This window comes from Corynebacterium sp. Marseille-P3884, from assembly GCF_017942225.1.
In the GTDB taxonomy this organism is placed as follows: Bacteria; Actinomycetota; Actinomycetes; order Mycobacteriales; family Mycobacteriaceae; genus Corynebacterium.
The window spans coordinates 25,261-38,335 of sequence record NZ_JAGKSD010000009.1 but is presented as its reverse complement, the minus strand read 5'-3'; the positions used below and the strand labels follow the sequence as shown (position 1 = coordinate 38,335).

Annotated in this window: 13 protein-coding genes; 5 read left to right on the top strand and 8 right to left on the bottom strand. The window is 64.2% G+C overall.

What is annotated here, in order from left to right; genetic code table 11:
* Nucleotides 1–25 precede the first annotated feature (25 nt).
* The 3 genes from J5Y21_RS07015 (at nt 26) to J5Y21_RS07005 (ending at nt 3,072) form a co-directional block, all read left to right on the top strand.
* Entirely contained in the window at nt 26–1,414 is a 1,389-nt protein-coding gene (locus tag J5Y21_RS07015) for an AI-2E family transporter (protein ID WP_210574060.1), read from the top strand.
* A 72-nt stretch (nt 1,415–1,486) separates the two neighbouring features.
* Nucleotides 1,487–2,017, top strand: a complete 531-nt coding sequence (locus tag J5Y21_RS07010) for a type 1 glutamine amidotransferase domain-containing protein (RefSeq protein WP_210573990.1) — start codon at nt 1,487–1,489, stop codon at nt 2,015–2,017.
* On the top strand, nt 2,014–3,072 hold the full coding sequence (locus J5Y21_RS07005; RefSeq protein ID WP_210573989.1) for a biotin/lipoate A/B protein ligase family protein: 1,059 nt from the start codon (nt 2,014–2,016) through the stop codon (nt 3,070–3,072). Before J5Y21_RS07010 ends, J5Y21_RS07005 begins: the two co-directional genes overlap by 4 nt.
* Before the next feature lie 187 nt (nt 3,073–3,259).
* Here J5Y21_RS07005 and J5Y21_RS07000 read toward each other — a convergent pair whose 3' ends face one another.
* The 8 genes from J5Y21_RS07000 to J5Y21_RS06965 all read right to left on the bottom strand — a co-directional run bounded on the left by J5Y21_RS07000 (nt 3,260) and on the right by J5Y21_RS06965 (nt 10,685).
* The gene (locus J5Y21_RS07000) at nt 3,260–3,937 is read right to left on the bottom strand and encodes a GPP34 family phosphoprotein (RefSeq protein WP_210573988.1); all 678 of its coding nucleotides are present in this window, start codon (nt 3,935–3,937) and stop codon (nt 3,260–3,262) included.
* Nucleotides 3,938–4,008: 71 nt separating this feature from the next.
* On the bottom strand, nt 4,009–4,959 hold the full coding sequence (locus J5Y21_RS06995) for a sulfite exporter TauE/SafE family protein (protein WP_210573986.1): 951 nt from the start codon (nt 4,957–4,959) through the stop codon (nt 4,009–4,011).
* Between the two features lie 11 nt (nt 4,960–4,970).
* On the bottom strand, nt 4,971–5,666 hold the full coding sequence (locus J5Y21_RS06990) for a CbiX/SirB N-terminal domain-containing protein (protein ID WP_210573984.1): 696 nt from the start codon (nt 5,664–5,666) through the stop codon (nt 4,971–4,973).
* 4 nt (nt 5,667–5,670) lie between these two features.
* Nucleotides 5,671–6,996 (bottom strand): GTP-binding protein, encoded by a 1,326-nt coding sequence (locus J5Y21_RS06985; RefSeq protein ID WP_210573982.1) that lies wholly within the window; start codon nt 6,994–6,996, stop codon nt 5,671–5,673.
* Complete coding sequence (gene cysD, locus J5Y21_RS06980) at nt 6,996–7,910, bottom strand: sulfate adenylyltransferase subunit CysD (RefSeq protein ID WP_210573979.1); 915 nt, start codon at nt 7,908–7,910, stop codon at nt 6,996–6,998. The genes J5Y21_RS06985 and cysD overlap by 1 nt, the downstream gene beginning before the upstream one ends.
* 41 nt (nt 7,911–7,951) lie before the next feature.
* Nucleotides 7,952–8,731 (bottom strand): phosphoadenylyl-sulfate reductase, encoded by a 780-nt coding sequence (locus J5Y21_RS06975; protein WP_210573977.1) that lies wholly within the window; start codon nt 8,729–8,731, stop codon nt 7,952–7,954.
* Nucleotides 8,731–8,988, bottom strand: coding sequence for a hypothetical protein (locus J5Y21_RS06970; RefSeq protein ID WP_210573974.1), 258 nt, complete (start codon nt 8,986–8,988; stop codon nt 8,731–8,733). The genes J5Y21_RS06975 and J5Y21_RS06970 overlap by 1 nt, the downstream gene beginning before the upstream one ends.
* A complete protein-coding gene (locus tag J5Y21_RS06965; protein WP_210573973.1) occupies nt 8,985–10,685 on the bottom strand; it encodes a nitrite/sulfite reductase in 1,701 nt (566 codons plus the stop codon). The genes J5Y21_RS06970 and J5Y21_RS06965 overlap by 4 nt, the downstream gene beginning before the upstream one ends.
* A gap of 297 nt (nt 10,686–10,982) precedes the next feature.
* Between J5Y21_RS06965 and J5Y21_RS06960 the strand changes: the two genes are divergently transcribed.
* Together J5Y21_RS06960 and J5Y21_RS06955 are read left to right on the top strand one after the other, a co-directional pair.
* The gene (locus J5Y21_RS06960; RefSeq protein ID WP_210573972.1) at nt 10,983–11,585 is read left to right on the top strand and encodes a hypothetical protein; all 603 of its coding nucleotides are present in this window, start codon (nt 10,983–10,985) and stop codon (nt 11,583–11,585) included.
* A gap of 140 nt (nt 11,586–11,725) precedes the next feature.
* Nucleotides 11,726–13,069: a Na/Pi symporter gene (locus J5Y21_RS06955; protein ID WP_210573971.1), complete on the top strand. Its 1,344-nt coding sequence runs from the start codon at nt 11,726–11,728 to the stop codon at nt 13,067–13,069.
* Nucleotides 13,070–13,075: the final 6 nt, after the last annotated feature.

Below are 13,075 nucleotides of genomic sequence, written 5' to 3'. Positions count from 1 at the left end.
CTTCGCCAACACTCTCCTCGATTCAGTGGAGACGCCCGCGACGGAGCCGACGACAGCGCAAGTAGCGCAGGAGCTTTCCGACGAGCCCATCGACCGCGGCCGCGTCCTAGCCTCCGACGGGCGAGCTGCAGCCGCCTGGGCGCTGCGCTTCATCGTGGTCGTCATCGCCACGGCGATCCTGTTCAAGCTGATCGGCTCAGTCTGGGTGGGTGTCCTGCCGACCCTGCTGGCGCTGATCTTCTGCACTGTCCTGTGGCCGCCGGTGCGTTGGCTACGCAACCACAAAGTGCCTTCGGCACTAGCGGTCTTTTTGGTGCTGTTCGGCTTCTTCGGCATCATCGGCGGCATCTTCGCCGCGATGGCCCCGACTATCAAGACCCAGTCGGTGGAGCTCTACCACCAGGCTGAGCAGGGCATCAGGCAGATCTTGGATTGGTTGGAAAATTCCGCGCCGTTCGACGTGGACACCACTCAGATCGAGCAAGCGATCAACCAGGCGGGCGAATTCGTCCGCGGCCAGGCCTCCAATATCGCTTCTGGTGTGGTGACGGGCATCGGCGCGGCGGCGTCGATCGGTACGACGCTCGCACTGATGCTGGTCCTGTCCTTCTTCTTCCTCAAGGACGGCGACAGCTTCCTGCCGTGGCTGCGCAAGTACACCGGCGTGAAGGTCGGCTGGCATCTGACTGAGGTGCTCATGCGCTCCTGGAACACCCTGGCAGGCTTCATCCGCACGCAGGCGATCGTGTCCCTGGTGGACGCCGTCTTCATCGGTCTCGGCCTGCTCATTCTCGGTGTGCCGCTCGCACCCGTGCTGGCTGTGATCACGTTCTTCGGCGGCTTCATCCCGATTATCGGTGCATTCACCGCTGGCGCCCTCGCCGTGATCATCGCGCTGGTGTCCGGCGGCCTGACCAAGGCGCTGCTGGTGCTCGGCCTGGTCATCCTGGTCCAGCAGATCGAGGGCAATGTTCTCCAGCCGATCCTGCAGTCCCGTTCGATGGGCCTGCACGCCGCGATCGTCCTGCTCGCCGTTGCCGTCGGTGGCACCCTCTTCGGCATTGTCGGTGCTTTCCTCGCGGTTCCGGTCGCTGCGGTCGCCGCTGTGTGGCTGCGCTACTGGGCAGAGATGGTCTCCCTGCGCACCGGCGAGATCACGGCCGACGATATTCAGATCGCCACGCAGCAGAGTCAGACTTTGGATTCACGCGAGGCGTACCTCGCCGTGCGCGACCGCATGCGCTCCCTCGGCCGCCGCAAGGGCCAGGCCCAGCTCGACGAGGAAGCAGGCAAGCTCGGCTCCACGAAGGTCCCGCGTGTCACGCGCGTGGGCAAGGACAGCCAGGAGGACACGTCCGCGCCGGGCGAGTCCCGCGCTATCGACGAGGAAGACCTCGAGAAGAAGCAGGATTGACCCACCAGGACCAGTTAGCCCTGAGCGAACGCCAGCCCCCCGGCTGGCGTTTTTTCTTTACCCTGGGGCGTCATGAGCAACCAAGCACTTGAGAACAAGAAGATCGCGATCCTGGCCACCGACGGTTTCGAGGATTCTGAGCTGACGAGCCCGCGCGACGCCGTCGCCGAGGCAGGCGCCACCACCGTCGTCATCTCCACGGAAAGCGGCGAGATCGAGGGCAAGAAGGGCGAGAAGGTCACCGTCGACCAGGCGACGGCGGAGGCCAACGCCGCAGATTTCGACGCTCTGATTCTCCCCGGCGGCACCAGCAACGCCGACCACATCCGCACCGACGAGGCGGCAGTCGCGTTCGTGCGCGAGCTCACCCAGGCAGGCAAGCCGGTCGGCGTGATCTGCCACGGCGGCTGGATCCTCACCGACGCAGATGCCCTCAAGGGTGTCACCATGACGTCCTACCCCTCCCTCAAGACTGACCTGTCCAATGCGGGTGCGACGTGGGTGGACGAAGAGGTGCGCGTCGATAAGCGAATTGTTTCTTCGCGCACCCCGGACGACCTGCCGGCATTCAACGCCGCGATCGTCGAGGAGTTCGCGAAGTGAAGCACCATTTTGAAGTAAAGGTCTCCGGCGGAAAGCTCGTCGTCGCGGATATCACCGACGACGGCGCGACGATCACCGACGCCAAGATTTCGGGCGATTTCTTCCTCGAGCCGGAGGAGGCGTACGACGCGATCAACGGCGCACTCGTCGGCGCGTCCGTCACGGAATCAGCCGACGACCTGCAGAAGCGTATCGACGACGCGTTAGCACCCCTCCCCGATGTCTCCCTCCACGGATTCTCCACCCGGGATGTCGCTATCACCTCGCGACGCGCGCTTCTCGACGCCAAAGACCTCACCGACTACGACTGGACCGTCATCCACTCCCCCGTCCTGCCGACCCCGGTGAATGTCGCTTTGGACCAGTACCTCCTCGACGAAGTCGCCGCCGGCCGCAAGGGCCCGATCCTGCGCTTCTGGGAGTGGGAGGACAAAGCCGTCGTCTTCGGCTCCTACCAGTCCTTCCAGAATGAGCTGGACCCGGAGGGCATTGAGAAGCACGGCATCGTGCCCGTGCGCCGCATCTCCGGCGGCGGCGCCATGTTCATGGAGGGCGGCAACTGCGTCACCTACTCCATGTACCTGCCCGACGATGTCGTCGCCGGCCTGAGCTACGTGGACAGCTACCAGTACCTGGACACCTGGGTGCTCGCCGGCCTGCAGTCACTCGGCGTGAATGCCTGGTACGTGCCCATCAACGACATCACTTCCGACGGCGGCAAGATCGGCGGTGCCGCCCAGAAGCGCGTCCAGGGCGCGATCCTGCACCACACGACCATGAGCTACGACATCAACGCCGACAAGATGATGGAAGTCCTGCGCGTGGGCAAGGTCAAGCTCGCCGACAAGGGCGTACGCTCCGCCAAGAAGCGCGTCGACCCGCTCCGCCGCCAGACCGGCGTCTCCCGCCAGGAGGTCATCGAGGCGCTGATGAACACCTTCGTCTCCCGCTACCCGGCCGAAGTCGGCGAGCTGTCCGACGCGGACATCGCCGCCGCCGAGAAGCTTGTCGACGAGAAGTTCAGCACCGACGCCTGGACCCACCGCGTGCCGTAGCAGGCGCCGCCCCCGGTCCCAGTCCCGGCGGCTCCCCCCTCCAAAACCACGAACGGTAACAATCAAACGGTAACAATGCTCCAAACACGCTACGTATGACCGCCAAAACGGACATACCGGAGAAAGTTACCTTTGGATTGTTACCGTTCGCGTTTCAAGCGCAGGGCCCCAGCTCCGATCCCGGCCGCTAGCTGGACGCAGCCTCTTCCTCGACGGCCGCGGCCCGCGCGACCGCGGCGAGGACAATATTGATCTCCTTGGCGTGGTCGAAGGTCGCGCCCTCGAGCACTGCCCGGTCGATATCGCGCACGCGGACGCGCACGTCGTTGAAGGGCACGCCCTGGATCTCGTCGAGGAAGATGCGGCGCAGCTCACCGGTGTTCTTCAGCAGCAGGATCACCATGGCTTCTTCGGGGCGCGGCTCCGCATGGCCGTGGAAGATATCGCGGTAACGGTCGCGCATGGCTGCCTCGATGGTCTCGTCCTTTTCCGGGAAGCGGGTCCACTTCAGGCCGAGGAAGCTAGCACGCTCCTGGTCGAGCACGCCTTCCTCGATGAGGCGCTGCGCAAGAGCCTCCTTGTCGGCGAACTTACGGGAATTCAGCGCCGAGTAGACGGTCTGGCCACCCTTGGCCTCCAGTCGGGACACGCCGTGAGCCAAAGCCGGGTGAGATGCCGCCCGCTTCACTGCGCCAGCCGCGGCGACCGCGGTGGGAGATTTGCCGTCCTCGATCGTGGCCAAACCAGTGGCGACAAGATCACACAGCAGCGCACCGTTGAGGGCGACGCGCTGGTGGCTCACTCCGATCTCAAAACGGTCAGACTTGTTCGAGAGCAGGAGAAACAGTGCTTCACTAACGAGCATGGCGAGTGTCTTTCAGCTAGCGGATGAATGTGGCCTAGTTTAGCCCCCACCCGCTGGCTTCCGCGCTTCAGCTAGCGCCGGGCAGTGACCGAGGTGGACTGTGGCGCAGTCGCTGTGCCGCCGGATGGACTGGCCCCCTCCTTTTCGGCGGCGGCACGGGAATTTTCCCGGGCGCGCTTCCAGCCGCGGATGGCCAAGGCGACACCGACCACGATGACGACGACACGGACGGCAATCAGAACGGAGGCGCCGGCGCCGAGGGCCTTGAACACGACCGGCAGGTTGAGCGTGACGATCAAGGTGCCCACGACGCCGCCGAGCAGGATCGGGTTGAGGCGGGTGACCAGCCATGCGGCCAGCGGTGCGGCGATGACTCCACCGATGAGCAGGGCGACAACTGCAGCTAGGTTGGCCACGAGGTCTTCCCACATCCCGATGGCAAAGCCGGCGGTCGCGGCGGTGGTGACGAAGAACTCGGCGGTGGTCACGGTACCGACAATGCGACGCGGCTCGCTACGGCCGGCGGACAGCAGGGTCGAGGTCGTCACCGGACCCCAACCGCCACCGCCAGTGGCGTCGACGAAGCCGCCGAAGATACCCAGCACCCCGAGGAACGGCTTCGAGTGCGGTTTTTCAGCGACTTTGCGGCGCACAATGCCGCGGGAGAAACGCCACACCAGGTTGATGCCGATCGCGGCGAGAATGAGGGACATGATCGGCTTGGCGGCTTCCGTCGACAGGTTCGACAGGACGGTCGCGCCGGCGAACGCACCGATTGCACCCGGTATGCCGATCGCGGCGACCACCCGCCAATCCACGTTGCCGAACCGCCAGTGGCTGAAGCCCGACACCAGCGTCGTTCCCAGCTCAGCGGTGTGCACCACGGCGGACGCCTGCGCAGGGCCGAGGCTGGCGAGCATGATCAGCATGGTGGTGGAGGTGACGCCGAATCCCATGCCGAGGCCGCCGTCGACAAGCTGGCCCGCGAGACCAGCGACTGCGATGAGAATGAGTGTGACCATGCGATTCATGCTTAGACCTTTGCGTGCGAGAGGGATTGCGCCGCCAGGTAGCGCGCGGCGACGATGTGCGCGAGATCCGCGCCTAGCGGTGCGGAGATGGTCCCGGGCCACATTCGGCACACCCGGTCCAGCAGCAACCCCCTCGTGACAAATAGCGGTAATACATGGGCGTTTTCATCCGCGACGGCCGCAATTCCGTCCGCGCCGACGAGCTCGCCGTGACCAGTCGCAGGAACGGTAGTCACAGAAATGCCAGTGAGCTTTTCGACGTCCCGTCCCAGCTCAATCGTCTTCCCCGCCGCCTTTTCATTGGAGGTGCCGACGGGGTAGAGGATGATGTGGGAGGCGCGGGGGGCGTCGATAAGCGCGCGTGCCGCGAGCACAGCCGCGACGTCGCGTCCTTGGCCGAGCCCCTCGGCGACGGTGAGGTCGAGGCCCGTGTCCGCGGTGGCGTGAGCGATCGCCTCGGGCACGTCGTGGGTCGCGTGGAATGCCGTGGTGAACAGCGTGGGCACGACCACGGCGCGGGTGTGTCCGCGCTCGGCGAGCGAGCGTGCGGCCGCGGTGAGGTCGGGGGTGTCGAACTCGAGGTGAGCGTCGATTCCCGTCACCCCCAGCTGGCGCGCCGCCGCCTGAGTGAGCTCGCCGACTCCCGGCTTGGCGCCTGGGTGGCGCGAGCCGTGCGAGAGCGTGATCAGTGCCGTCATGCTGTTACCTCAATCGCGTTCCTACGAGTCCCGCGGCGAGCGTGTTTCCGCTGGCCTGGTCGATGAGCAGGAAATTGCCCACGGCTCCGCGCGCGGCGTACTCCTCGACGGGCAGCTCCTGCGCCGTCTGGACGGTCACGTGCGCGATGTCGTTGAGGCCGAAGGATTCCGGCGCCGTCTCGTCGGAGTTGGTCTCCGGAGTGCCGTCGATGTCCAGGACGCGATCGACGCTGGCCACGCGTGCGCGCACGAGCGAGGTGCCGTAGCGCAGCTTCACAGCCTTGCCTGCCGTGACGTCCTTATCCGTGAGTCCCACGACCGTGCCGTGGAATTCGCGGACGAACTCCGGGTACGCGTTTTCCCCTTGTGCGGCACCGCACAGCAGGTCGCCGCGCGCGAGGTCGATGTCGTCGGCGAGACGCAGCGCGATCGAGTCACCCGCGTCCGCGGTGGTCGTGCCGTCGAGACCGTCAGCGTTATCGATGTGCGTGACCGTGGTGGCTTTACCGTTCGGCGCGGTGACGGTGTCACCGACGCTGATCGCACCGGCATTGACGGTCCCCGCGTACGCGCGGTAGTCGGTGGCGTGTTCGCGCAGGACGTACTGGATATTGAAGCGGAACGGCAGGTCCAGCGCGCGGCCGGAGTGCACCGGGATGGTCTCCAGCAACTCCAGCACGCTCGGGCCTTCGTACCACGGAGTCTCGCTGGAGCGCTCCGCGACGTTGTCGCCCTTCAGCGCCGAGATCGGCACAGCGTGCGGCTCAGCGATGCCGAGTGCGGCGGCGCGCTCCTCGAATTCGGTGCGGATGCCCTCGAAGACATCCTCCGAGTAGTCCACCAGGTCGATCTTGTTCACGGCCAGAATCACCGTTTTCACGCCGAGCAGGCTCGCCACGGTGAGGTGGCGGACGGTCTGGGGCTTGATGCCGTTGCGGGCGTCGACAAGCAAAACCACGACCTGCGAGGTCGACATGCCCGTGACCGTGTTGCGCGTGTACTGCTCGTGGCCCGGGGTGTCCGCGAGGATGAACGTGCGCTTGTCGGTGGCGAAGTAGCGGTAGGCGACGTCGATGGTGATGCCCTGCTCGCGCTCGGCGCGCAGGCCGTCGACCAGCAGCGACAGGTCGAGGCCCTCGAAACCGCGGTCGGCAGACGTGCGCTCGACGCTGGCCATCTGGTCAGCCAGCACCGACTTCGTGTCGTGCAGCAGGCGACCGACGAAAGTGGACTTGCCGTCGTCGACGGAGCCGGCGGTGCACAGGCGCAGCGTGGCGCGGTCCGCGAGCACGTCGCTCGCGGCGGGAGAAGAGATCGTGGGTGCGCTCATCAGAAGTAGCCCTCCTTCTTGCGGTCCTCCATGGCGGACTCGGACAGACGGTCGTCGGCGCGGGTGGCACCGCGCTCGGTCAAGGTGGAGGTGGCCAGCTCGGCGAGCACCTCGTCGATGGTGGTGGCGTCGGATTCGACAGCGCCGGTGCAGGACATGTCGCCCACGGTGCGGTAGCGCACGCGGCGGGTCTCGATCTTTTCGCCCTCGCGCGGACCGCCCCAGTCACCGGCGGTCAGCCACATGCCGTCGCGGTTGAATACCTCGCGGTCGTGCGCGAAGTAGATGGCGGGCAGTTCGATATTGCGGGCGCCGATGTACTCCCACACATCCGACTCAGTCCAGTTTGAGATGGGGAACACGCGGACATTCTCGCCCGGTAGCTTCTCGCCGTTGTACAGGTCCCACAGCTCGGGGCGCTGGCGGCGCGGGTCCCAGCCGCCGAAAGAATCGCGGACAGAGAAGACACGCTCCTTGGCGCGGGCACGCTCCTCGTCGCGGCGGGCGCCGCCCAAAACGGCGTCGTAGCCGACCTCAGCGATGGTCTCCACCAGCGGGACGGTCTGCAGCGGGTTGCGGGTACCGTCGGGGCGCTCCACAAGGTCACCGCGGTCAATCCAGTCCTGGACGTGGGCGACGCGCAGGCGTGCGCCAGTCTTTTCCACCAGGTCATCGCGGAAGGAGATGACCTCCGGGAAATTGTGCCCCGTGTCCACGTGCAAAAGCTCGATCGGCGGCGTGGCCGGCGCAAAAGCGCGGCGGACCAGCTCGTAGACCACACACGAGTCCTTGCCGGAGGAGAAAAGCAGGCCGATCTTGTCGAACTGGCCCGCTACCTCGCGGATGATGTGAATGGACTCGTTCTCTAAGTCCCGCAGGTGCGGGGAGAGTACCTGTTCCTTGGTCGTCGTCATGTCAGTCGTAGCCTCTGTCTTTTTCTTTAGCTCTGTCTCGCTCATTCGTGGAGCCCGCATTCCGTCTTGGAGCTGAACGCCCACCGCCCGGCGCGGGGGTCTTCGCCCTCGGCGACCGGCATCGTGCAGGTGGAGCAGCCGATCGACGGGTAGCCCTGCTTAGTCAGGGGGTGAATGATGAGCTCCTTGCGGTCGATATAGTCGTCGGTGTCATCCAGCGACCACGTGATCAGCGGGGAGATCTTCAGCCGTCCCGTCGCATCGAGCGACAGCGCGGGGGCTTCAGCGCGCGTCGGGCCGTCGGCACGGCGCAGGCCAGTCACCCAACCGGCGTACGGCGACAAACTCACAGCCAGCGGCTCGACCTTGCGCATGCGGCAGCACGCCGTCGGGTTCGTGCGGTACAGCGCGCGGCCATAAATACGGTTCTGCTCCTCGCGCGACAGGATCGCTTTCGCGCGCACGAGCTTCTGGTCCGGGTAGCGCTCCTCCACCTTGTCGGCCACCTCGAGGGTCTCGTCGAAGTGGTACTCGGTGTCGAGGAAGAGGAAATCAGCCTCGGGCAGAAAATCCTTCGCAAGTTCCGCTAGCACCGTGTTCTCCATGCTCAGCGTCACTGCGAGCTTCCCTGGGGCGTATGTGTGGGCCCATTCGAGAATCTCTTGCGCGGAGGCGTTGTAGAGGTCGTCGGCCCAGTCGTCGACAAGCTTCGCGTTGGTGGCCGCAATGTCCGCATCCAGCGGCTCCGTCTCCTTCGGCCCCTCCGGACTGATCTCGGGGTCGCGCACATTCGCGCTCGGCCGATTCAAAAAGTCGACCATTATTTCTCCTTCCTCAACACCGCATCGTGCCCGTGGTGCGCGAGCGAAACCTGGAGGGCTTCCTCCGTGGATTTCGTCGGCGCAGGGGCGTGTTCCGGGGCGTCTTGCCCGTAGAACTTCACCTCGAAGATACGGAGGCATTCGGTGCATTTCCACGCGAAATCACTCGTTTCGTCAGGAAACAGCCCCTCGCCCGCGCAATACGGGCAGTGTGCTGGAAAATTACGGTTCGCGTTCGGTTCGCGCCGAAATCTCACTTCAGGTCCTCCTCGTCGGCGCGCAGCACCCAGTCGCGGAAAATCTCGCCCTCATTTCGCTTATCGACGAAATTTCCCACCACCCTGCTCACGTATTCCCCCAATTCGGACGAGAGCACCTTGTGACCGCGGATCTTGCGGCCGAAATTAGCCTCCTGGTTGCCGTCGGGAGTCTCGCGCGTCACCGTTCCGCCCAGGTGAACCTGGAAACCTTCGACCTTATTGCCGTTGCCGTCATCGACCATCTGGCCCTTGAAGCCCATGTCGGAGACCTGCGTTCGCGCGCACGAATTCGGGCAGCCGTTCAGCGTGATGGTGATGGGGGAATCGATGTCGCCGAAGCGGTCCTCGAGCTCGTCGACAAGCTCAATGCCCCTCGCCTTCGTGGTGGTATGCGCGAGCTTGCAGTACTCCAGGCCCGTGCACGTGAGCATGCCGCGGCGGAATTCACTGGGCTTCGAGTACAGCCCCATCTCCTGCAGGTCATCCGCTAGTTCTTCTGCTTTTTCTGGATCAACATCCAGAAAAAGGATCTCCTTGAACGGCGTCAGCCGCAGACGCGACAGCCCGTACGATTCCGCCAGGTCGGCGATCGCGATGAGCTGCTCGCCGGTGAGGTGCCCCATCGTCGGCTTCACACCCAGGTAGACCTTTCCGTCCCTTTGCTCGTGCACGCCCACGTGATCGCGGTCGATGACATTCATCGGCGCGCGCGGGCCGTCGGGAAGCTTGTAGCCCAAGTACTCGTCCTCGAGCACCTGACGGAACTTATCGACGCCCCACTGCGCCACCAAGAACTTGAGCCTCGCCCGATTCCGCAGCCGGCGATAACCGTAATCCCTGAAGATGCGCACCACCGCAGCCCAGACTTCCGGCACCTCATCCAACGTGACGAACACGCCGAGGGACTTCGCCAGCATCGGGTTCGTCGATAAGCCGCCCCCGACGAAAAGCTCGAAACCGGGCCCCAACTCCGGGTGCTCCACGCCGATGAACGCGACGTCGTTGATCTCGTGGATCACGTCCTGACGCGCGTTGCCCGAGATCGCCGACTTGAATTTGCGCGGCAGATTCTGGAATTCCTCGCGCAGCACATACTCGTTCTTGATCTTTTCGATCGCCGGCGTCGCGTCGATGATCTCGTCCTTTGCCACGCCCGCCACCGGCGAACCCATGATCACGCGCGGCACATCGCCGCATGCGTCCCACGTGTTCAGCCCAACGGACTCGAGCTTCTCCCAGATCGCCGGCACATCCTCGATGCCGACCCAGTGCAGCTGGATATTCTGGCGGTCCGTCAAGTCCGCCGTGGAGCGGCAGTAATCGCGGGAGATCTCCCCCACCGCGCGCGCCTGTTCCGTGGAGCACTGGCCGCCGTCGAAACGCACGCGCGCCATGAAGAACTCGTCCTGCAGTTCAAGATTGTCCTTGCCCGTGTGCTCGCCACCCAGGTTCTGCTTGCGCTGCGTGTACAGACCCAGCCACTTGAAACGCGGGTACAGATCCTCGTTCGGAATCGACGCGAACCCCTCCTTCGAGTACGTGTCGATCACCCGCTGCTTCACCTCCAACACCGGCTCAACCTGCTTCAACTCCTCGTCGTGGTTGAGCGGAGCTGTTCCATCGACCTTCCACTGCCCTTCCGGCTTCGGCTTTCGGGCCGGGCGCTTGCGCGCAGTCGTCGTAGCGGCTGTCATGCTGCCTCCTCCTGGTCGTTCTCACGGCACCGCATAAAGCCCCTTGGACGGAGCTTGCCCGCGAACCGCTCTGTCTACCCGGCACCGTGGCCGTGATCGCTGTGATGAACGCTACACATACCACTCGGTCTAAACCAGTGGTTCTTTATATTTTTTGGCCCTAGGCTGCGCGTTGCCCTGAATGTAAATCTCTTTTCAGCCTTGACTCGCAGCTGGTCGTGATTAGTGTTACAGACTAATTGGTCTGCTTCTTTCGGACCGCTTCGAACCAACCGAACTTGCTTGAAGGAGAGCGCGATGACGCATGATCACGCTGCTGGCCCCGCCGCTCACCGTGTCGCCGTCATCGGCCACGGCCCCGCAGCCACCTCGACCTCGGACCTTCTCATCTGCATGGGCGACTATTTCGTCGACCTCTTCAGCCCGGCCCCCGCCCCGACATGCCTGATCCGTTTCGGCTCCACGCACCGCGCCCCGGCCGAAGGCACCACCCTTGTCCCCCGCCTTCGCCTTTTTGGAAACGTCCAGGTCGGCTCGGCTGACACCGCCGTCACCGTCGGCGAACTGACTCAGTATTACGACACCGTGGTCGTTGCCGCCGACACCGCCAGCCTCGTCATTGTGGGAAACAGCCCGGAAGCGACATCCTCCTATGAATTCCTGCGAGCTCACAGCAGCTTGCCGCTCAGCCGCACTCCAGTGGTGACCGAACCGGCCGCCGTGGACGCACCCGGCGCAATCGTCACGCTTCTCGAGTCCCGCTCCATCCCCTTCACCACCTGGACCGGCTGGCACCGTCCAGCATGGGCGTCCCGCGCCTTCGCGGCCGACACAGTGGTCACCGTCGCGCGGTGGCGGACCCTCATTGCGTGCGGGCGCGCGGTCCCGGCCGTTCCGTGACTTTTGCCCACAAACAGCGGGCAACAACGGCGTCCATCAATTCTTTCGTGGCCCGTTAAACGTCCGTTAACCCACTGGCAACAACCTGTGAGTAACCTTCGACGCGCCTATGTTTCCCGAGACATAAGAAGAGAGAACTCATGAGCGATAAGGGACTTCCACGCAATATCGCCGGTGAGCACGACCTGTCCGATGAGGCAGATGTGCGCGTTGTCGACCGTGAAGTGGTCGATTCTGAACCGATCGATGTTGAGAACAAGGCCGGCAAGGCCGGCAAGAATGACTCCGACGTAGACCTCGACGATGATGCCCAAGAGAGTGACCCCCTGAGCTTCCTCCCCTTGGAGGGCACCGCGAAGCAGGTCGTCAACTGGATCGCCGTTTTCCTCGGCATCTGGCTGCTGCTCAACGGTGTGGGCATGATCGGCGACGGCTTCAAGATGGCTGCTGGCGATCAGGCCAAGGAACTGTTCTCCTTCGCCGAGAACCCGTTTGTGGGCCTGGCCATCGGTATCGTCACCACGGCGATCATCCAGTCGTCTTCCACCACGACTTCTATCGTGGTGGGCATGATCGCCGGCGGCCTGCCGCTGGATATCGCCATTCCGATGCTCTTCGGCGCCAATATGGGCACCTCGGTCACCTCGACCCTGGTGGCCTTGGGCTTGGCGGGCAACCGGAAGCAGTTCCACAACGGTTTCTCCATGGCGACGGTCCACGACTTCTTCAACCTGATCGCCATCTGCATCTTCTTCACGCTGGAGATGCTCACCGGCTTCCTGGGCAAGACCGCTACGACCATTGCGCCGTCCCTGTCGGGCTCGGGTTCCGGTGTCATCTCGGGTGTCTTCGAATCGCTCGGCGACTTCATCGACATGATCACCGAGCCGCTCGTCGAGCTGGCTAGCAGCCTCGTCGAGCCGCTTGGCGACGTCTGGGGCGGCATCATCCTCGCCATCGTCGGCGTCGCTTTGGTCCTGCTGTCCATCAGCTTCATCGGCAAGATCCTCAACGCCCTGCTGGTGGGCAAGGCGCAGGACATCCTCTACGCCGCCCTGGGCAAAAACGCTTTCTTCGGCGTTCTTTCCGGTGCGCTGATCACCACCCTGGTCCAGTCCTCGTCCACCACCACCGCCCTGACGGTTCCGCTTGCCGCGTCCGGCAAGTTCAAGGTCCGCACTCTGTTCCCGTTCGTGGTCGGTGCGAATATCGGTACCACCGTCACCGGCCTGATCGCGGCGTTCTCCGCGTCTGGCACTGAGGCCGATGCCGCGATGGCCGGTGCGCTGGTGCACACCCTGTTCAACCTGTTCTCCGCCATCCTCATTCTGAGCATTCCGTTCCTGCGCGACCTGCCGCCGAAGTGCTCTGACTGGCTGGCGTCCCTGGCTGAGAAGAACAAACTGTACGTCTTCCTCTATATCGGTGGCGTCTTCTTCGCCATCCCGCTGCTCGCAGTGTTCATTTCCAACACCTTGATGTAAGGAGCC